The organism is Huijunlia imazamoxiresistens (assembly GCF_037132455.1).
Classification (GTDB): domain Bacteria; phylum Bacteroidota; class Bacteroidia; order Chitinophagales; family Chitinophagaceae; genus Flavisolibacter; species Flavisolibacter imazamoxiresistens.
In genome coordinates, this window is record NZ_JBBBEI010000001.1 from 1 (window position 1) to 18,882 (window position 18,882).

Annotated in this window: 15 protein-coding genes; 6 read left to right on the top strand and 9 right to left on the bottom strand. The window is 59.8% G+C overall.

Annotation, left to right across the window (positions count from 1 at the left end):
- Positions 1-242: 242 nt before the first annotated feature.
- Positions 243-1,151 carry a metallophosphoesterase gene (locus tag V9K67_RS00005; protein ID WP_336719122.1) on the bottom strand — a complete coding sequence of 303 codons (909 nt, stop codon included), beginning with the start codon at positions 1,149-1,151 and terminating at the stop codon, positions 243-245.
- Positions 1,152-1,332: 181 nt separating this feature from the next.
- Between V9K67_RS00005 and V9K67_RS00010 the strand changes: the two genes are divergently transcribed.
- Positions 1,333-1,827, top strand: a complete 495-nt coding sequence (locus tag V9K67_RS00010; protein WP_336719123.1) for a hypothetical protein — start codon at positions 1,333-1,335, stop codon at positions 1,825-1,827.
- 138 nt (positions 1,828-1,965) lie between these two features.
- On the opposite strand, the gene V9K67_RS00015 is transcribed toward V9K67_RS00010, so the two are convergent.
- Positions 1,966-4,716, bottom strand: coding sequence for an SBBP repeat-containing protein (locus V9K67_RS00015; protein WP_336719125.1), 2,751 nt, complete (start codon positions 4,714-4,716; stop codon positions 1,966-1,968).
- Between the two features lie 560 nt (positions 4,717-5,276).
- Between V9K67_RS00015 and V9K67_RS00020 the strand changes: the two genes are divergently transcribed.
- Entirely contained in the window at positions 5,277-5,696 is a 420-nt protein-coding gene (locus tag V9K67_RS00020; protein WP_336719128.1) for a nuclease A inhibitor family protein, read from the top strand.
- Between the two features lies 1 nt (position 5,697).
- Here V9K67_RS00020 and V9K67_RS00025 read toward each other — a convergent pair whose 3' ends face one another.
- Both V9K67_RS00025 and V9K67_RS00030 read right to left on the bottom strand, forming a co-directional pair.
- On the bottom strand, positions 5,698-6,558 hold the full coding sequence (locus V9K67_RS00025) for a DNA/RNA non-specific endonuclease (protein WP_336719130.1): 861 nt from the start codon (positions 6,556-6,558) through the stop codon (positions 5,698-5,700).
- A gap of 95 nt (positions 6,559-6,653) precedes the next feature.
- On the bottom strand, positions 6,654-7,499 hold the full coding sequence (locus tag V9K67_RS00030; RefSeq protein WP_336719132.1) for an energy transducer TonB: 846 nt from the start codon (positions 7,497-7,499) through the stop codon (positions 6,654-6,656).
- Positions 7,500-8,093: 594 nt separating this feature from the next.
- Between V9K67_RS00030 and V9K67_RS00035 the strand changes: the two genes are divergently transcribed.
- Positions 8,094-9,122, top strand: coding sequence for an alcohol dehydrogenase catalytic domain-containing protein (locus V9K67_RS00035; protein ID WP_336719134.1), 1,029 nt, complete (start codon positions 8,094-8,096; stop codon positions 9,120-9,122).
- Here V9K67_RS00035 and V9K67_RS00040 read toward each other — a convergent pair.
- Genes V9K67_RS00040 through V9K67_RS00050 form a run of 3 tightly spaced genes read right to left on the bottom strand, consistent with a single transcriptional unit; the run spans position 9,119 to position 12,725 of the window.
- On the bottom strand, positions 9,119-9,889 hold the full coding sequence (locus tag V9K67_RS00040) for a TIGR03915 family putative DNA repair protein (protein ID WP_336719136.1): 771 nt from the start codon (positions 9,887-9,889) through the stop codon (positions 9,119-9,121). The genes V9K67_RS00035 and V9K67_RS00040 overlap by 4 nt on opposite strands.
- Before the next feature lies 1 nt (position 9,890).
- Positions 9,891-11,147, bottom strand: coding sequence for a putative DNA modification/repair radical SAM protein (locus tag V9K67_RS00045; protein ID WP_336719138.1), 1,257 nt, complete (start codon positions 11,145-11,147; stop codon positions 9,891-9,893).
- A 48-nt stretch (positions 11,148-11,195) separates the two neighbouring features.
- Entirely contained in the window at positions 11,196-12,725 is a 1,530-nt protein-coding gene (locus V9K67_RS00050; RefSeq protein WP_336719140.1) for a trehalase family glycosidase, read from the bottom strand.
- Between the two features lie 218 nt (positions 12,726-12,943).
- On the opposite strand from V9K67_RS00050, the gene V9K67_RS00055 reads away from it, so the two are divergent.
- A complete protein-coding gene (locus V9K67_RS00055; protein ID WP_336719142.1) occupies positions 12,944-13,258 on the top strand; it encodes a hypothetical protein in 315 nt (104 codons plus the stop codon).
- Between the two features lie 64 nt (positions 13,259-13,322).
- Here the strand turns inward: V9K67_RS00055 and V9K67_RS00060 are convergent, their stop codons facing one another.
- Positions 13,323-14,114: a response regulator transcription factor gene (locus V9K67_RS00060; RefSeq protein WP_336719144.1), complete on the bottom strand. Its 792-nt coding sequence runs from the start codon at positions 14,112-14,114 to the stop codon at positions 13,323-13,325.
- Positions 14,115-14,131: 17 nt separating this feature from the next.
- A complete protein-coding gene (locus V9K67_RS00065; RefSeq protein WP_336719147.1) occupies positions 14,132-17,428 on the bottom strand; it encodes a ligand-binding sensor domain-containing protein in 3,297 nt (1,098 codons plus the stop codon).
- A 344-nt stretch (positions 17,429-17,772) separates the two neighbouring features.
- Here V9K67_RS00065 and V9K67_RS00070 point away from each other — a divergent pair, with 344 nt between their 5' ends.
- Both V9K67_RS00070 and V9K67_RS00075 read left to right on the top strand, forming a co-directional pair.
- Positions 17,773-18,087, top strand: coding sequence for a hypothetical protein (locus V9K67_RS00070; RefSeq protein WP_336719149.1), 315 nt, complete (start codon positions 17,773-17,775; stop codon positions 18,085-18,087).
- Positions 18,088-18,323: 236 nt separating this feature from the next.
- The gene (locus V9K67_RS00075; protein ID WP_336719151.1) at positions 18,324-18,737 is read left to right on the top strand and encodes a response regulator; all 414 of its coding nucleotides are present in this window, start codon (positions 18,324-18,326) and stop codon (positions 18,735-18,737) included.
- Positions 18,738-18,882 lie beyond the last annotated feature (145 nt).

Sequence of the window (18,882 nt, forward strand, 5' to 3'; positions counted from 1 at the left end):
AGTGGCTTCGTTTGATAGATCAAAGCTACGCCGCTAAACCGGGCAGTAAAGGTTGGTTTCGGTGAACACGGCAGAGCAGGGGTTGAAACCGGGCGCATGCACCTTTTTTTGCATACAAGGCCGGTGAAACCCTTTTTTCCGGGGTTGAAAAAGAAATAGCTGGACGCTTTTTCAAGGCATCCAGCTATTTATATAATATAGTTTATTGTATTTTAATTGTTCAGCTCTTACCTCGTAGTTATTTACGCTACCTGGACGAAGTTCCGGCAATCCAGCTGCTGTTCCCCGTACCAGCGGTAGGCGACCAACTGGCCGCCTTTGGCGATGCTGTAGTCGAGGCAGGCCACGTTGGGCGCCTGCAGGAGCGGGGAGGGGCCCGACAGCCAGTAGTGGCCGAAGAAAACCGGCGGCGCATCCGCGGGATAGCCGGCAAAGGCCGCAAGACCTTCCACGGGTTTTTCCCTCAGCTCGTCGTGGCAGTTGAACAGGAAGTTGCCGTAGCAGGCCCCCGGGGCCTCCATCCACCATTTGATGCGCGCCCGGGTACGGTAGTGGCCGTCCTTGTCGGCAAAGGCATGCTCGGGCGCCAGCGACAGCTCTTTTCCCTTCAGCAGTTCGTTGATCACTTCGTGTTCCATTGTTCCCTTTTCGTGCGAGCCGATCAGCAGGGCTTCGGACAGGGTGGCATGGCCCCGGCCTTTCAGCCAGCCCACATGGCTTTCGTCCCAGCAGGCGTGCACCGCCCGCAGGCCCGGAAGGTCGGCAAACAGGGGCAGCGTCCGGAACCAGTCCAGGTACGAGCGCCAATCTCCCAGGTGGTCGGCGAACTGTTGCAGGGTGGCTGCGTGCTGCTGCCGGTGCTTTTCGTTGTGCCGCCGCAGGTGGGTACCCCCGGGTACTTCAAAGTCGTAAGCCAGGGCATTGTATTCGTGGTTACCCATCAGGGCCAGCCCTTTGCCGCCTTCCACCATCTGCCGGATAAGGTACAGGGTTTCGCGAATAGCCGGCCCGCGGTCGATATAATCGCCGGTAAACAGGGCCGTCCGCTCCGGGTGTTGCCAGCAACCGTTTCGCCGGGTATATCCCAGCCGGGACAGCAGGGCCTCCAGGGCCGGTGCATGCCCGTGCACATCCCCGATAATATCGTACATGTTCGTTATGGGTTTTGGATAAGAAAAAAGAGGTCGGCCCTGCACGGGCAGGTTGCCGGCAGGCCGGTTGCTAAAATAAGGACTGCCGACCAGTATACGTGGTGTAGCCGGGAAATCCCCCCTGGATTTGCTACAAATCCTGATGAGCTTTAAGTAAATTTAGAGACCCAAACCAACGAACATGAAAGTCCTCCTTTTCGTGCTGTTCCCCCTTGCCTCCTGCGTCACCGCCCACCACGTCAGCACCAGCCATGTACCCCCGCTCTACGAAGGCGCCCATACCGTGCTGCTGGTGGAGCGGCTGCCCGGTGAAGCCCAGGCCAACCACCGGATCAGGGAACTGCTGGCCCAGAACTATCCCTTCCGCTACGAGATCGCTTCGCGGGCGGAGATCTTGCGCAGCCTCAGCCTTTACAGGGATACCACGGTCTACCGGTTTGCCATGCTGAGCAATGTTTCGGAAGGCACAACGCTGCGCTCCGCCAGCCTGGTGCAGGACCACTCCCTGGTCGACTACCATATATATGACCGGGCCACCCGGGTGCATTACCCGGCCACGGGCTACCCGGCAGCCTTTGCCGAAGTGCCGTTTGAAACCCTGATGAATACGGTGCTGAAAGCCCTGAAGGAACGGGCGAAGAAGAGTCCCGCCACCCCGGCCTATTCGGTGCGCTGAGGGGACCGTTCTATAGAGTTAACCCGGCCGCAAGCCAAAAGGCCTGCAGCCGGGAGTTAAGGAGCGGGCGGCTGGAGGAAGGCCGCCCCGGTGGTTTTTCCCGGCCGCTCCCCGGTCCCGTGGTCCGGAAGAGGGGAGTCACTCCTGCCTGCCGGCCGGCAGCCCGAAGCAGAAGCGGAATAAGGTTTGTTGCAGCAGGGAAGGGGCCTTCCTTCCCGCCAGGGCGGAAGAGCGGGGGGTGTATTTCAGGGTGAGCAGGTCCGACCCGCTGACCCGGCCGGTACTCCGCCCGGTAATGTACACGTTGCCCCGGGCGTCCACCGCCAGGGCGGCGGCCTTGTCCTGCCCGTTGCCGGTCCCGGCAAAGGTTTCCGACCACAGGCGGTTGCCCTGCGCATCATACATCACCGAGGCGAGGTTGCCGCCGGCACCCAGCCCATCGGCCTGCCCGGTGACGTAGCAGTTTCCCTTCCCGTCCAGGGCCAGGGCCGTAGCCCCGTCGATGGAATTGCGGGAGCCGTTGAACCGCCGTACCCAGCATTCGTTTCCTTCCGCGTCATATTTTATGGTGGCATAATCGGCGCTGTTGGTGGTACCGTCGGCCTTGCCCGTTACCCACACGTTCCCCGCCGCATCCACGGCCAGGGCGGTGGCCTCGTCATAGCCATTGAGCGGGCCGTTGAACCGCCGGGCCCACACTTCCCGGCCCTGGTAGTCGTATTTTACGGTGGCGTAATCCGCCCCCGTTTCGCAGCCATAGCTTTTCCCTGTTACATATACATTGCCCGCCGCGTCTACGGCCAGGTCCCTGGCCGCGTTGCTCCAGCCGCCCCTGCCGGCATAGCGGGCTGCCCACAGCTGTTCGCCCCGGGCGTTGTATTTCAGGGTGAGGTAGGTGGAGGCCTGGTCGCCCAGTTGTCCCGAGCCGGTGACATATACATTGCCCGCGGCGTCCACGGCCAGGGAGGCGGCCCGTTCCATGCCGCCGGCCGCGCCGTTGTAGCGGGCCACCCATTGCTGGGCGCCGTTGCGGTCGTATTTGATGGTCGCATAGTCGCGGTTGTAGTGGTTGCCTTCGCTGCTGCCGGTAACATACACATTGCCGGCCGCATCCACGGCCAGGGCCACGGCGATGTCGTTGGTAGCAGACGGACCGTTGTAGCGGGCTACCCATTGGAGCCCGCCGTTACGGTCGTATTTGATGGTGGCAAAATCTTTTTCGGAGGCGCTGCCGTAGCTGGCGCCGGTTACGTACACGTTCCCCTGCTCGTCGGTAGCCACGGCGGTGGCTTCGTCGTTGCCGTTGCCGGGTCCGTTGTAGCGTTTTTCCCATTTGGGACTGCCATCGGCATTGTAGCTGATGGTCAGGTAGTCGGTAGTGCCCTCGCCGGCACTGTTGGTCAAAGCGGTGGCCCATCCTGCCGCTGCCACCGTGCCGGAGGGATGTACGGCCAGGGCGGTGGCTTCTTCAGCCCCGTTACCCATACCGCTTTCCCTGCCTGTCCATTGCCGGCGGCCTTCGGCCGAATATTTTACCAGCAGGAAGTCGTCGCCGCTGCCCTTGCCGGCGCTGACGCCCGCCATGTACACGTTGCCGGCGGCGTCCACCGAAAGGGCCAGCCCGGCATCCCCGCGGCCGGCAGGGCCGTTGAAGCGGACCTTCCACTGGCAGGCGCCCTGTGCATCGTATTTAAAGGTGGCGGCATCGCCGTTTTCCGGCTCGCCCGAGGGGGCGCTCCGTCCCGTTACGTAAACGTTTCCTGCCGCATCCACCGCCAGGGCCGCGGGTTGGTGCCAGGCGTCTCCCGCCGCATCGCTCTCGTGGCGGGCCGTCCACAACAGGGCGCCGACGCTGCTATAGGCCACCAGTGCCATGCTGGAAGCCGACTCGCTTTCATCACTGGCGCCGGTTACGAACACGTTGCCGTTCCGGTCCGCAGCCACCGCCAGGGCGGCATCGGTCCCGTTTTGCGGACCGTTATACCGGGCCGTCCATAACTGCCGGCCCGAAGGATCGTATTTAACGGTAAGAAAGTCGGAGGCCGAGCCCCTGCCTTCGCTGGCGCCGGTGACATAGACATTGCCGGCGGCGTCCACGTCCAGGGCGGTGGCCTGGTCGTAACCGTTCGCAGGGCCGTTGACGACCTTTTCCCAGAGCAGGTCGCCGGCAGCCGTGTATTTCAGGGTGGCATAGTTGCCTTCGCTGGTGCCGGTGACGTATACATTTCCCAGGGCATCCACGGCCAGGGCGCGGGCTTCATCGTCCTCGCCGAGGGCACCGTTGTAGGTGCGTACCCACTGCTGGCGGCCGTCGCGGTCGTACTTCACCGTGGCATAGTCGGCGCCGGAGGCCTCGCCGGCACTTCTGCCGGTGACATATACATTTCCCCGGCCATCCACGGCCAGCGCCAGGGCTTCGTCGTGGCGGCCGCCGGCGCCGTTGAAGCGGGCCGTCCATTGCTGCAGGCCGTTTTTGTCGTATTTGATGGTGGCGTAGTCGCCCTGTTCGCGGTAGTCGTTGCTGGTGCCGGTAACATATACATTGCCGGCAGCGTCCACGGCCAGCGCCAGCGCCCTGTCGGCGCCATTGGCGGGACCGTTGTATTTTTCCCGCCACAGCAGCCTGCCGTTGGCGTCGCGTTTGACGATCGCATAGTCGGCGCCGTTTTCGGCGCTTTCGATGGTGCCGGCAGTGAGCACGTTGCCCCAGGCATCCAGGGCGGTGGCGCAGGCCTGGTCGGCCGATTGGAGGCTGGCGGCATTGTAACGTTCCGCCCACTCGCGGCTTAATTTATTCGCGGTAAAAAAGAATTGGTTAAAGGCCAGGAAGGGAAGCAGGAAGAGGCATCCCGACAATAGTAGCAGGGACCATCGGAAATCCTTTTTCATGGCATTGAATTTTTGGTTCAGGAGGTGCGGGTGTTTCCGGGGCAGGTGAAACAGAGGGTTTCCAACGGGAAGTGGCTGGTGGTAGAAGTTACAAGGGTGTGGATGGTTCGGTTAGGTTGCGGAAAGAATCGGTTGCCGGGGCGGACCGGCCCTTTTTCAGGAATGGGAAAGTTGCGAATGGAAGTTCAAGGTAAACAAAAAGGATCTCTGCAAAAAGCTCAGCCGTACAAATTAATTCAAAAGTTATTTTGCGGATACGGGTTTTTGCTGAGGGTGACCTGGGTATTCCGGGGTAAGCCGCTCTCTTCACGACCTGCAAAAAAAATCCCCTCACGTGGAGGGGAATTTTTTTGCAGGCCGGGCGGTTGACAGCAGTTAGTTGGCGGCCTGTGTTTTCTTAGGGATCGGATCAGATAACGGATATAAATGATTGCAGCACAAAGGTACCGGTGCTCCGGGCACCGGTGCGGAAGAATCGGTGGAACCGCTCAATTGCCCGTCAGATGCCGCCGGCGCTGAGGCCTGCCCGTAATATCCTTCCAACTTCCTATCTTGAACGCATGGAAGCAACCCACACAAGCCGCCGTTCTCCTTTGCTCCAACAACTGGAGGAGGCCGCTGCAGGTTTATTTTTTATCAGCGAATCGGATTACCCTTTTGAAACGGTTTTTTGGGAGGAGGCCGGCCCGTTGCCGGAAGAAAAATTAAAGGAGCTGGCCGGCAAGGGTCCGGACGCTGTGGTGGAGCAGGTGACGGCCGACTATTTTTTCCGCAATGCCGTTACGGTGCCTCCGGGTGCCGATCCCGGCCAGCAGGAAACCGCCCGCCGGTTTGCCCGCCTGCTGCAGGTATTAAAGGAGGCGGTGTCGGGGCTGGTGGTCTACCGCATCGGCCGCATCCAGGTCGATGCCTTCCTGACGGGCCCCCTGGCCGACGGCAGCGGGTACGGCGGCCTGCGAACGAAGCTGGTAGAGACCTAGGTTAATGGGCAGGGCCGTTGTCGACCCGCGCTTCCAGGGAAGCCTGCAGCCTGGCGGGCAGGGCCGACAGCAGGTCGTAGCCCGTGGCCGTTTCAAGGGCGTCGACCGAGGTGCGGTAGCGGCTCCAGTCGGCATCGATGGTATGGGTATTGGGGGTGTTGACGGCAATCACGCGGGTGGCTTCCGTTACCCGCTGCAGGTCGTCGGTTCCCTGGGGCAGCACCACGATCACTTTCCAGATGCGGTTGGGTACCGTGATCTTGCCGGCGGCCAGGGTGGTTCTGACGCCGTTGCTGCCGGTGCCCCCCGTGCCGGCGACGCCCATAATGATATAGAGTTCGTTGCCGTCGTCCACCAGCTTGCGGCAATAGCTTTCCAGGTTGGCCCAGGTGGTTTGGTTGTTGTTGGGGGCCTGCGGGATCATATTGGTCATCAGGAAGGTGGCGGCATTGTCTTCTTCCGTGCGGGTGCGGTCGGCCGAAGGGCAGTTGTGGCCGCGGTCGAAGCCGCTGCCGGTATAGTCGGAGGTTTGTACGCGGTACCAGCCGCCGGGCAAGGTCAGGTCGGGGCGGAAATTGTCCTGGCGGGGCGCACTGCCCAGGGACGATGGGTCGAGGCGCCAGCTGACCCAGTTGGGGGTGCCCCGTTCGCGGTTATAGGAAAGGGCGTACTGGGGCTTTACCATCAGGTAGTTAGAAAAAATGGTGGAGTCGGCGACGGCTTCGCTGGGATTGCCCAGGGTAAGGTGTACCGAAACGGGAGAAACCGGCGGCTGGCCGGACTGCTGTTTGCGGCAGGAAAGGACCAGTAAGGTAACGAACAGTACCCAGCACAGGGCGGCGGAATAAAAGGGCTTTCTCATAGACCGAAAGTAGAAAAACGAAGATGCGGCAAAATCGCTGCATCTTCAACTTTTTACTTTGGGGAACTCCAAAGGCGGCGTTAAAAAAATGCCGTTTATTCGGTGGCCACCACGAAGGTGATCGGTTGCTTGCGGTAGGCATTCACATTGTGGCCGTTCTGGAGGGCGGGGGTCCAGCGGGTGGCTTTTTTCATCACCCGGATGGCTTCTTCCTCCATGCCGAAGCCGTGGTTGGTGAGCGCCCGGATGTCGCTGACGGCGCCTTGCTTGTCCACGATAAATTGAATGATGACGGTATAGGAGCCTTCCGCCGCCCCATTGTCTACGGGCACGCTGGCATTCAGGTTTCTTCTGAGGAACCTGGCCCATTCGGCGGCACCGCCGGGGAATTCGGCCTCAATTTCCACCTTGGTCATAACGGTTTCCTCATCGTCTGCCTTTGCCGCCGGGGCAACAACAACGGACCTATGGTCTGCCACCGGTGGCACCGCCGCGCCGACGTCGTCTACTCCGTCCACTTTCATAGTACCGATCCGGGCGTCATTCAGGTCGTCCATTTTCGGGGGAACGTCTGTTTCTTTCACGTCTTTGTCGTTGGTGATGACCGGGGGCGTGAATATTTCCATTTTCACCTGGGGTACTGATTTTTGCACGGGCGGCGGCGGGGGGGGCGGTGGTTCGGGTGTTTTTTCCTTGGGGGTCATGTCTACCTCAGACAGCGTAATACCATCTGTCTGGTTGATGGTATGCGTACCGGCATTCATCGCCTGGGAGATGTACAGGGCGGCAAAACCGCCCAGGATAAGCCCTCCTGTTACCAGCAGGGCCAGTTGAATGCGTTTGTTGTAGGAGCGGCGCAGCTCGTAGGCGCCGTAGGTTTTGTTGCGTTCCTCGAAGACCAGGTCCAGCAGATCGGCAGTTAAGATTTTGTTTGCTTCCATACGTGGTTTTCCTGTGAGATGCCGCGGTGAGAAGCTTCCATAAATTGTTTTTGGGAAAACTTTTGTGTGGAAAATTGAAAGAAACGTTAGGTCCGGCTAAATGAGGCGCGTGACCCTCAAGTGTTTAAAGGCTCGTGCTTTGATACCCTGCCACAGACCCGACAAACTACAAAAGTCTTAAAGACTTTTGTAGTTTCTTCCGGGCAGCGAAAAGCATCTTCATATCTGTAAAAACTTTAGGGTCACGCGCCTCATTCCGCCGGACCTAACGTTTCTTTCAAGTGTAATGAATGGCAAGGCGGAATGCAGCGCCTATAGATTTTTGTAATAGCACGCCGAACTCTTCGAAGAATTGGAAATATTCGAGACAAACACTCGCTGAGCCCCCTTTTTGCGTGGGCCTGCCGGCCCGGTCTCGCCCCAGGCGAGAGGGCCGGCTTGAATTTTTTGGTTCTTTTTGTTTCCAAGACAAAAAGAACAAACCGCAGCTTCGGTACCCGAAGGAAGAATTCAAACTAAAGACTATTTTTCTCTCTCCCCCAAAAAAACAATTCTAAATTGAGCCGGGAAAAAACCAAAGAAAATTGATCGTTTATGCTTCATCGTCAGGTGTACCGGATGCCCAAAGCCGGTTCCATTAAAAACCTCCGGCTGCAGACAGAAGTGCTGGAAGCTCCGGCTCGCGACCAGGTGTGCGTTCGGGTACATGCCATAGGGCTGAACTTCGCCGATATCTTTTCCATGCAGGGACTGTACCCCGCCACCCCCGCCGGCTCCTATATCCCCGGCCTGGAATTTTCCGGCGAGATCATCGCCCTGGGCGAAGGCGTCACCGACTGGAAGGTGGGCGACCGGGTGATGGGCGTCACGAAGTTCGGCGCCTATGTCTCGCATATCAACATCCACTTCCGCTACGTGGTACCGCTACCCGCCGACTGGGGCTTCGAGCAGGGGGCGGGTTTCCTGGTGCAGGGCCTGACTGCCTATTATGCCCTCACGGCCCTGGGCAACCTCCAGCAGGGCATGACCGTTTTGATCCACAGTGCCGCCGGGGGCGTGGGCCTTATGGCCAACCGCATCTGCAAAAAGTTCGGAGCTTATACCATCGGCACGGTGGGCCGGGCCGGCAAGGCCGATTTCCTGAAGCGGGAAGAAGCCTATGATGCCGTCATTGTAAGAGACAAGGAATTTGCGTCCCAACTGCAAGCCGCCCTGGGCGGCCGTCCGCTGCTGCTGGTGATGGAGTGCATCGGCGGAAAGATACTGGCGCAGGGCTGGAAGGCGATGGCGCCGACAGGCCGGATGGTGGTGTACGGCAGCGCCAGCTTTGCCAGCCACGGGCCGGCACCCAACTACCCGCGGCTGCTCTGGCATTTTTTGCGGCGCCCGAAGATCGACCCGCTGCGCCTGCCCTCGCAAAACAAATCGCTGCTGGGGTTTAACCTGATCTTCCTGTACGAACAAACCGACCTCATGCACCGGATGCTGGCAGGCTTGCAGGAGCTGCAGCTGCCACCCCAGCATATCGGCCATGTCTTCGGCTTCGATCAGTTGCACGAGGCCATCCGCCTGTTCCAGAAAGGCGAAACGGTGGGTAAGGTGGTCGTGCGGGTAGAGGCTTAGCGGTTTCCGTTTTTTTCCGTCAGGTACTTCCAATAATGCCGGGGCATGTGGCGGAGCTGCAGGCTGGTGTTTTTCCGGGCGGCGATGTTGACGCTTTTAAAGTACTGGCGCCAGAGCTGTTGGTAGAGTTCCTCGGTTTCATCGTACAGGGGGGCGGGGTATTTGCCGTTGCCGGAAGTTTCCGAAAAGGCCACTTCCACCTGCTGCACTTCCTGCCCGTCATAGTGGAGGCCGTACCTTCTTTTCCCATCGTAGATCAGCCAGTGCTGGTCGGCATAGCGGGCGGCAAAATGCGGGGCGATAAGGGGCAGCACGTTGCAGTTCGGTTCAATGAGGGCATAATACAGTCCGTCGCCCGTTTTTTGAAACCGGACAAAGGCTTCCATGCGGTGCTTTTCCTTCCACACTAATTTAGCGGCCCCCGTAAGGGCCAAAACAGCGGGATGGCTGAAGTCGGATTCCATGGAAACGGCGGAGCGGAAGGCATACTGTACGTACTGCAACAGGGTGGTTTCGATGCCTGCTTCCTCGGAAAGAAAGGCCCGGTACAGGGCCTGCAGGGCGTCGGCGGACAACTTTTTCTGCAAACCCTTCCACACCCGGTCGCGGTGCTCCTCGCTGAAATGAACGGTATGGACTTTTTCGAAAATGTTGCCCCGGAAATTTTGCGGCGTACAGATGGTGACCTCGTCGAACTTGTAGTCGTACACGTCGAATACGGCGCACAGCCAGCCTTCGAAGCTGCCGTCATAGAGAACGGTTTGCATATCAGAATAAGCGGAGCTGGGGTGAGTAATTGGGCGCAAACTTGCTGCGGGCCCCGGACAGGATAAAGGACCGGATCTGCTGCGGGGTGTAATCGGTGAGCAGGGGCAGGGCGCCTTTCAGCTGGACGAAATAGCGGGCACGGCTGGCCGCGATGTGGAACTTGGAGAGGTGGTCCCAGGTAAGGGTGGCAAAGCGGCGGGCTTCCACGATCTTTTTGGCCGACCCGAGGCCGATGCCCGGAATGCGGCGGATCAATTCGGGGTCCGCCCGGTTGATGTCCACGGGAAACTGGTGCAGGTTTTTCAGGGCCCAGGCCAGCTTGGGGTCAATCTGCATGTCCAGGTGCGGATCGTCGGCGGACACGATCTCGTCCACCGTAAAGCCATAATAGCGCAGGAGCCAGTCGGCCTGGTAGAGGCGGTTCTCGCGCACCATGGGAACCGGGGTGCCCGGGGCCGGCAGGCGGTTGTCGGCGCTGACCGGCACGTAACCGGAATAATACACCCGCTTCAATTGCATTTGCTTGTAAAAAGCATCCGACAGCTTCAGGATCTGCCAGTCGGTTTCGGGGGTGGCGCCGATCACCATCTGGGTGCTTTGGCCGGCAGGGGCGAAGAGCGGCGCCTTTTGCAGCACTTTCTTTTCTTCGCGGTTGGCCAGGATCGCCTCCTTCAGCACGGTCATGGGCCGGATCATGTCGGCCCGCTTCTTTTCGGGCGCCAGCAGCTGCAGGCTTTTTTCGGTGGGCATCTCCACGTTCACGCTGAGGCGGTCGGCATACAGGCCGGCCTCTTTGATCAGCTCTTCGCTGGCGCCGGGGATCGCCTTCAGGTGGATATAACCGTTGAAGCGGTGTTCGGTCCGCAGCTGTTGGGCAATGCGTACCAGCCGTTCCATGGTATAGTCGGCGCTTTTGAAGATGCCGGAGCTGAGGAACAGTCCTTCGATATAGTTGCGGCGGTAAAAGTTCAGGGTGAGGTCCACCACCTCCTGCACCGTAAAAGCCACCCGTTTGGTGTCATTGCTCCGCCGGCTGACGCAGTAGGCGCAGTCGAAGATGCAGTGGTTGGTTAAGAGGATCTTCAGCAGCGATACGCAGCGGCCGTCCTCGGTAAAGGCATGGCAAATGCCCATGCCTTCCGCATTGCCCAGGCCTTTGTTTTCGTTTTTTCGTTTGCTGCCGCTGGAACTGCAGGATACATCGTATTTCGCCGCATCCGCCAGCAGCGCCAGCTTCTCTAACACGCGATCACTCATAGAAAAAGATGAGCAGTAAATATACTAAATAATTTAGTAATCAGGTTGTTAATCGTTCTTTCCTCCCAGCCAGGCATGGAGGGCCAGGGCCACCCCGTTGGTCCAGCCGAAGCCGTCCTGGTTGGCATAGCTGCCGCCGCCACCGGGCAGGGCCAGGTTCACCACGTTGTACTTTTCCATCAGCTTTCCTTCCCGGCGGAACACTTCTTCGTTCAACTCCAGCCACCGTTGGGCGATGGTGCGGGCCAGCTCATGGTAGCCATACCGGTCCAGCCCCATGACCGCCAGCCACTGCAGGGGCGCCCAGCCGTTGGGGTAATCCCATTGCTCGCCCGAGGGGGTCAGCGTAGTGACCAGCCCCCCGGGATATAGAAACTTTTCGCCCAGGATTGGGGCGATGGCGGCCGCCTGCTGCGGGCTGGCCAAGCCGAAGAACAGGGGATAGACCGTGGCCAGGGAGAGGACTTCATTGGGCGTGCCTTTTACAAAGTCGAAGTCGGTAAACAGGCCCCGGGCTTCCTGCCAGCAGTAGCGGTGGACGCCTTCGCGGCGGGCCGCCGCCAGGGCGGTATAGCGGTCGGATTTTTCTTTATGTCCCATAAAGTCGTGCAGCTGCGCCAGCTGCTGTTCGGTGGCATACAGCAGGCTGTTGAGGCAGACCGGCACCATCTGTTCGCACCGGACGGTTGCCCGGTTGCGACCGTCGGCCAGCCAGCGGCTGCTGAAATCCCAGCCCGACTCGCAGACCGCCCGCTGGTTGCGGTAAAAGGCCTTCCGGTCCGCTTCGGGCAGCACCGAGGCGGCCCGCCATTCCTTGTCGTAGGCCTCCGCCCGGGGCAGGGCCACCTCCCCGCCGTCATAACGGTTCAGCACAATGCCTTCCAGGCGTACCGACTTGCCCGCAACGGGTTGACCGGCCGTTACGGCCGCGGCCTCCCCCGTCCAGTAGCGGTATTCCTGTTCCAGGGGCGGCAGGAATTCCAGCACGGAGGGCAGGCCGTGTTTTTGGGCATAAGCCTGGAGCATGGCGGCAAAAAAGGGCGGCTGCGAACGGGAAAGGAAATAGGTGCGGTTGCCGTTGGGGATAAAGCCGAAGCGGTTCACCAGGTAGGCGCAGTTGCGCAGCAGGCCCAGGGCCAGGGCGTCGGCCCCGCTCTCGAGCAGCCCGATAAGGGTAAAATAGCTGTCCCAGTAAAAGAATTCCCGGAACCGGCCGCCCGGCACCACGTAGGGGTAGGGCAGGGGCACCAGGGTAGAGCAGGAGTGGGTGGGCAGCGCTTCCCGGGTGAGGTAGGCCCAGTGGGCCCGGATATGGTCCATCATGCCGCGCCGGGGACCGGGTTCCAACTGCGGCAGCCCGGGCGGGAGGCGGAAGTGCGCCGCCACGAAGGCCGGCAGGGAGAAGTCCGGAGCATTTTTTTCCCTTTCATAAGCCGCTACAATTTCGGCCGGGGGACGTACCGGCAGGCAGTCGACAAAGGTCTTGGAATCGGGAAAAATTTTTTCCAGCTGCACCCGGGGAAACAGCTCGCCCAGGTCGCGTTCGGGAAAATAAAGAGAAGTGGCTTCGGGGTACACGGGCAATACGATTTAGGGATGCAGGAGCCGGAAGGTTCCGACGCCTGTTGCCTACTGCAGGCAAACTCCAAACCAAAAGGAAAGCGATCCCTTCGGCCGCCATTATGGATTCTTGCGCGTATACGTTTTTCCCCCTTTTTTGAACGATTTTTCCTCCCTGTTCCTCCGGCATCCGGGCTAACTTGGAAGGTATTACCGAACGCTAAAAACCACGAGCTATGCCGGCAAGAAATTTTCCTTTCTGTGTGTTGCTGCTGGAGAATGATCCGGAGGAATGCCGTTTGTTTGCGGAGGCGCTGGCCGCGGTGGCGCCCTGTGCCACCCTGAGTTGCCTGACGGAAGGCGGCTGCCTGCTGGAAGCGGTGGAAAACTGTTTTCCTTCGCTGATCGTGGTAGGCCACCGGTATGCCGGGGAAAACGGGGCCGACGGGCTGAAACGGATCCGGAGCCACCCCGTTTACCAGTTCATTCCGGTGGTGCTCTGGAGTCGTTCCTGTGCCTTTCCCCCGGTCGCAAGCCTGACCGGCAGGTAGCTGCCCACCTGTTGCCCGGGCACCTGCTTGCCGGCCCTGCAACCGGCTGCAGGGCGACCGGCGCCTACTCGTCCGTTTCTTCCCCGCCGGCGCCGGTGGGGGGGGCGCCTACGTATTCGGAGGGCGTTTTGCCGAAGAATTTTTTAAACTCCTTGCTGAAATACTTCCGGTCGCTGAAGCCCACCTCCCAGGCTACCTCCGATATGTTCATCCGGTCGTGGGTGAGCAGGAGGGCGGCCTTTTTGAGCCGCAGCGACTTGATGAATTCCCCGACGGGCATATGCACCAGGGCAAAGAATTTTTTATAGAGCACGGCCTTGCTCATCCCGATCTCCCGGGCCAGCCCGGACACGTTAAAATCCGGGTCCCCCAAATGGGCTTCCGCAATGCTCATCAGCCGTTCCATGAATTTTTTATCCACCGAGCCGACCTCCACCCCCGAGGGTTCCAGGAACACTTTCTGGCTGTACAGGGCCCGGTGCAGCTCGCGGGCCTTCAGCAGGTTTTTGATATAGGACCGCAGCACCTGCACGCTGAAGGGCTTGGTCAGGTAAATGTCGGCCCCGCACTCCAGGCCCTCCACCTGCTGCTCTTCGCCCACCTTGGCGGTCAGCATGATCACGGGGATATGGCTGGTGCGCTCGTCGGCCTTCAGGTTGCGGCAGAGGTCGTTGCCGTCCATTTCGGGCATCATCACATCGGTAATGATCAGGTCGGGCAGCTCGCTGACGGCGATCGCCCAGCCTTCCCGGCCGTCGGCCGCCTCCACCACGCTGTATTCGGCTTCCAGGCATACCCTGAGGAGGTCCCTGATCTCGGCGTGGTCTTCAATGATTAAAATTTTGCAGTCGGTCATATGCTGTGGCAATTATATTATGGAAGAATCGGTTGGTCGAACAGGACGTTGGTGTGCTCGAAATGCTTTTTGCCCAGCTGCAGGGTTACGAAAAAGCAGGTTTCCTGCATCCCGGTTTGCGGGTTCGGGCCGCTTTGAAAATGCAGGGTTCCCTGGTGAAGTTCCACCAGGCTTTTGGAAAAAGCAAGCCCGATGCCCGAGCCCGGGTTTTTATTGCCCCGCGAGCTGGCCTGGTAAAAATGGGTAAAGATCTTTTCCTGGCTTTCCGGCGGGATGCCGGGGCCATTGTCGCACACCCGGATCTCGGCGCTGTCCCCGTTTTTGCGGGTCACCTGCATGACTACCTTCCCCTGCTCGGGGGTGAACTTCAGGGCGTTGGACAGGAGGTTGGAGAGGACGATCTCGAGGTGGCCGGGATCAAACCACACCTCGATCACCTCTTCTTCCGCGGCAAAGGTATAGGCGAGCGACTTGCCCGTGGCGGCGGCGGTGAACTTTGCATGGACCGACCGGGCGAAGGCGACCAGGTTGTCCCGGCGCACCTTCAGCTGCATATGGCCGGCGTCCGCCTTGCGGAAGTTCAGCAGGTCGTTGGTCAGCTGCAACAGCCGGTCGGCATTGGTCCGGACCGACTGGAGCAGCTTCTGGTGCAGGGCGGAGGCATTTTCGGCCATCGTCAGCAGCATTTCCAGCGGCGCCAGGATCAGGGTCAGCGGCGTGCGGATCTCGTGGGAGACATGGGTGAAAAAGTCCATCTTCATGCGGTGCAGTTCCTGCTGCTGCTGGTTCACCAGCTGTTCGTATTTCAGGCGGCGCTGCAATTCAGCCCGGGAGGCCAGGAAGCTGTAGATGCCGTAGAATGCCAGCGCCAGGGTAAACGCATAGGTGGCGTAGGCCCACCAGGTTTTCCACGGGGGCGGCAGGATGGTGAGCTGCAGTTTCCGGGGCGTTTGGGTCCACACCCCGTCATTGTTACTTCCCAGTAGCAGCAGGGTATAGCGGCCCGGCGGCAGGTTGGTAAAGCTGGCGGTGGGCGTCTCGGGAAAGGTCCAGTGGTCGTCGTAGCCCTGGAGGCGGTAGGCCGAGCGGTTTTTCCGGGGCTTGATGAAATTCAGCACGGCATAGTCCACCGACACCATGTTCTGGTTATGGTCCAGGATGACCCGGCCGGTTTGGGCCACTTCCTGTTGCAGCAGGCCCAGGGAGTCTCGGGCTGTCACCGGGTGGCCGTTGATACGCAGGCCGGTCAGCTGGATCTCCGGCGCCTGGCGGTTCATTTCGATTTCGGCGGGGTGGAAGGACACCAGCCCTTTAAAAGCGCCGAAAAACAGGCGGCCGTCGGGGGCGCGGTAGCTGGAATTGTTATTGAAAACGTTTCCCGGCAGGCCGTCATCGGTGGTGTATTCGGTCAGCTGCCACCTGGCTTTGTCGATCCGGTACAGGCCGAGGTCGGTAGTGATCCACCCGTAATTGCCGCTGTCGACGACAATGTTCATCACTTTTTTATCTGCCAGCGGCCCGGCCTCGGGCAGCGTTCCCAGCCGGCGCTGCCCCGAATCGAGGTCGAAATAGCAGAGGCCCAGGTTAGTGCCGATCCAAACCCGCCCCCGCTGGCCTTCCGATATGCAGTTGATAAAGTCGGACCGCAATTCCCTTGGGTGTTCCTTTTTCGTAAAGGTGGTGAGCTGGCGGCCGGAGGAATCCAGGCGGTTCAGGCCGTATTTGGTGCCGATCCACACATTCCTTTTGGAGTCTTCGAACAGGCAGATGATGGAGGGGTTGGACAGGCGCAGGCCGGGGTAAGCCGATTCGAAGGTTTCCATCCGGCCGGTCCGGTCGTTGTAGAGGCTGATGCCGTTGGTTTCGGTGCCGATCCAGAGGGTGCCCTTCCGGTCCTGGATCAGGGCGGTAATATTGTCCGAGCGCAGGGCGTTGCGGGTGTTTTTGCGGGTAATATGCCGGAAACGCCGGCCCCCCTGCAGCATCAGGTCGAGCCCGCCGGTATGCAGGCCCACCCAGATCCGGTTGCGGCGGTCGCGCAGGATGGCCTTTACCAGGTTGGAGTTCAGGGAGGCGGAGTCGTTTTCGTCATGGTTGAAATGGGTGAACCGGCCCGTTTTGCGGTCAAAGTAGTTCAGGCCTTCCGCCTCGGTGCCCACCCAGAGGTTGCCGGCCGAATCGGGGGCGATGCCGCGCACCAGGTCGCTGCTGATGCTGTTTTCCTTTCCGTCGCTTTGGTAGGCGGTGAAGCGGGTAGTGAGGGCTTCGCAGATGTTGACCCCGCCGAAATAGGTGCCGGCCCAGACATTGCCCTGGCGGTCTTCGAGCAGGTCGTAGATCGAGTTGAAGTTCAGCGAACGGGGGTTGCCGGGCTGGTGCACATACGACTGGAAGCGGCCGGTAGCGGGCTCATATACGTTCAGACCCTTCAGGGTGCCGATCCAGGTACGTCCCTTCCGGTCGGTGATGATCTTGCGGATGGTGTTGCTCACCAGCCCGTCCGTGGCCCCGGTCCGGTGCAGGTACCGGCCGAGGGGAAAAAAGTCTTTGTCTGCCCGGAACACCCCCGAGCCGACGGTGCCGATCCAGAGGTTTTGCTGGTGGTCTTCCGCCAGGGCGGCGATGTCGTGGCTGGCCAGCTGGCGGCTCAGCCGGGACCAGCCCGGCGGCACGCCCGTATGGCGCAGCAGGAACAGGCCCTCGTCGGTACCGATCAGCAACTGGCCGGCGCTGGTTTCCCGCAGGGCCTGGACCGTACGGGTACAGGGGCGGCCGGCCCCGTCCACCAGGGCCACGGGCCGGGGAGCCGGGGGCTGCCCGGCGGGTTGCTGCAGCAGGCCGTTTTCCGTGCCGATCCAGATGGTGCCCTTCCGGTCCTGATACAGGGCGGAGATGCTGCTGGTTCTGCGGCCTGTTTCGTCCGTTTCGGGCAAGGACAACCGTTGGAAGGAGTCGGCCTGGGCGTGGTACAGGTACAGGCCATGGTTGGTGCCGATCCAGAGACGGTCTTGGCGGTCGGCCAGGAGCCGGTGGATCTTGATGCTTTGCGCGAAAGGGTTATCGCGGTAGAAGGAGCGGTAAATTTTTACCCGGCTGCCGTCATAGCGGTTCAGGCCGTCCATCGTGCCGATCCAGATAAACCCCCGGTGATCCTGGGCAAGGCCGAGCACCGAAACGGAAGAAAGGCCGTTCTCCACCGTCAGGTGGTCGAATACCAGGGACGGCTGCCCCGCCGCGGACGGGGCCCGGGCGATGGCCAGCAACAGCAGGAAAAAGGGCGTCCATAGCGGGCGCCAAAGCACATCGGTGATCATGGATGCCTGTTTTGGAGGAGGCCCCACCCCTGGAAGCTGCCGGGTCCCTCCTGCTCTAAAAATTAAAGAATCAATAGCTGCGTAAAGGTGTTTTCCGAACGGATGACTTTTTCCTGGGATAGCATTGATGTTTCCGTCTGTGGCCGCGCCAGGGGGCCCGGATGCCAAAGATATTATTTCGGCCGGGAAATCGATATTTCCCGGAAATGTTAAAGCAGGATAGTCCGGGACAGTAATAGAAAAATACCCCTAAATGGATACAAATCCTCCCCCGGGGGGCTGGCAGATTTTTTCAGCTTTGCAGTGTAAATGTTCTGAAAATCAATCTTAAAAATCAATAAGCTATGAACTACCATGAAAAACTGCAAAGGATTTTAGAAGATTACCCGATCGGTCAAGCGGCCAAACTGATGCGGATTGCCGAGGGGTCGCTCCGCAGTTACCTCAAACACGACCGCCTGCCTACCCGCTATACCGTAAAACAGATTGAAGCGGTATATAGCGAGTTGTACGAAGCCGAAGACCAACCGGTCAATCCCGGAGGGTCCTCCCAGCAGCAGGCTTCCTTTGAATACCAGCTTTCAAGTTCGGCGAGGCCTGCCGTTCCCCACTATGAAAATGAAGCCCCCTTCCCGGTAGGTCCGGGGGGATGGTGGTAAGGCAAAAACCGGCGAAAAGAAATTTTCGCCGGTTTTTTTTTGCCATCTGGATGTGAGGATCCAGGTGTAAGGGGTTCAAATCGGTAAAGGGTAGGGGGACAAATGTATTTTTTCCCCTGTACCGATTTGGGCCCCTTATCTTGGCTAAGGCGTACCCTGCCCAAAAAAAAGGCTGTGCGAACTTGCATCCACTAACCGGGAATCGCCGGTTGTGCACTCACCCTAAATCTACAGCCATGAGCACCCTTAATAATTTCCATGTTTTGTTGCTGGACGATGACATTGATGACCGCCTGATTTTCCAGGAAGCCCTGAGCCAGGTGGCCCCCCAGGCACAACTGACCAGCCTGTGCGAGTCCCGCGACCTGATGCCTGCCCTGGAGGGACAATTGCCCGACCTGATTTTGGTCGACGCCGACCTGGGTCCGGACAGCAGCGTGGAATGCGTGCAGCAATTGAAGGCGCACCCACGGTACCGGCACATCCCGGTGCTGCTGTGGTGCCGCTCCTGGGTTGGACCCCAGGTAGCCGAGGCGTATACCGCCGGCATTGAGCTTCATTTTGAAAAACCCTGGTCCATATCGTTTTTAGAGAAAGTCCTGGAAGAAATCCTGGCCCGTTTTATTCCGTCCGGGCAGCAACGGGCATAAATCCTATGAGCCAGGATGAGCTTAAATTCTTTGGTTCCTTGTACCTTCGCCTTCCTGCTGTTGCTATGAATTCCCCGGTGCAGCTATCCCTGATTTTCTGCCACCTGATCCCGCCCTGCAAGCGCAAAACCTGTTTTACCACCCT

Excerpts from the sequence above, each read along its gene's own strand:
- V9K67_RS00065 (WP_336719147.1), bottom strand. The coding sequence starts at position 17,428 with ATGATCACCGATGTGCTTTGGCGCCCGCTATGGACGCCCTTTTTCCTG.
- V9K67_RS00045 (WP_336719138.1), bottom strand. The coding sequence starts at position 11,147 with ATGAGTGATCGCGTGTTAGAGAAGCTGGCGCTGCTGGCGGATGCGGCG.
- V9K67_RS00070 (WP_336719149.1), top strand. The coding sequence starts at position 17,773 with ATGAACTACCATGAAAAACTGCAAAGGATTTTAGAAGATTACCCGATC.
- V9K67_RS00055 (WP_336719142.1), top strand. The coding sequence starts at position 12,944 with ATGCCGGCAAGAAATTTTCCTTTCTGTGTGTTGCTGCTGGAGAATGAT.
- V9K67_RS00005 (WP_336719122.1), bottom strand. The coding sequence starts at position 1,151 with ATGTACGATATTATCGGGGATGTGCACGGGCATGCACCGGCCCTGGAG.
- V9K67_RS00040 (WP_336719136.1), bottom strand. The coding sequence starts at position 9,889 with ATGCAAACCGTTCTCTATGACGGCAGCTTCGAAGGCTGGCTGTGCGCC.
- V9K67_RS00010 (WP_336719123.1), top strand. The coding sequence starts at position 1,333 with ATGAAAGTCCTCCTTTTCGTGCTGTTCCCCCTTGCCTCCTGCGTCACC.
- V9K67_RS00020 (WP_336719128.1), top strand. The coding sequence starts at position 5,277 with ATGGAAGCAACCCACACAAGCCGCCGTTCTCCTTTGCTCCAACAACTG.
- V9K67_RS00035 (WP_336719134.1), top strand. The coding sequence starts at position 8,094 with ATGCTTCATCGTCAGGTGTACCGGATGCCCAAAGCCGGTTCCATTAAA.
- V9K67_RS00030 (WP_336719132.1), bottom strand. The coding sequence starts at position 7,499 with ATGGAAGCAAACAAAATCTTAACTGCCGATCTGCTGGACCTGGTCTTC.
- V9K67_RS00015 (WP_336719125.1), bottom strand. The coding sequence starts at position 4,716 with ATGAAAAAGGATTTCCGATGGTCCCTGCTACTATTGTCGGGATGCCTC.
- V9K67_RS00075 (WP_336719151.1), top strand. The coding sequence starts at position 18,324 with ATGAGCACCCTTAATAATTTCCATGTTTTGTTGCTGGACGATGACATT.
- V9K67_RS00060 (WP_336719144.1), bottom strand. The coding sequence starts at position 14,114 with ATGACCGACTGCAAAATTTTAATCATTGAAGACCACGCCGAGATCAGG.
- V9K67_RS00025 (WP_336719130.1), bottom strand. The coding sequence starts at position 6,558 with ATGAGAAAGCCCTTTTATTCCGCCGCCCTGTGCTGGGTACTGTTCGTT.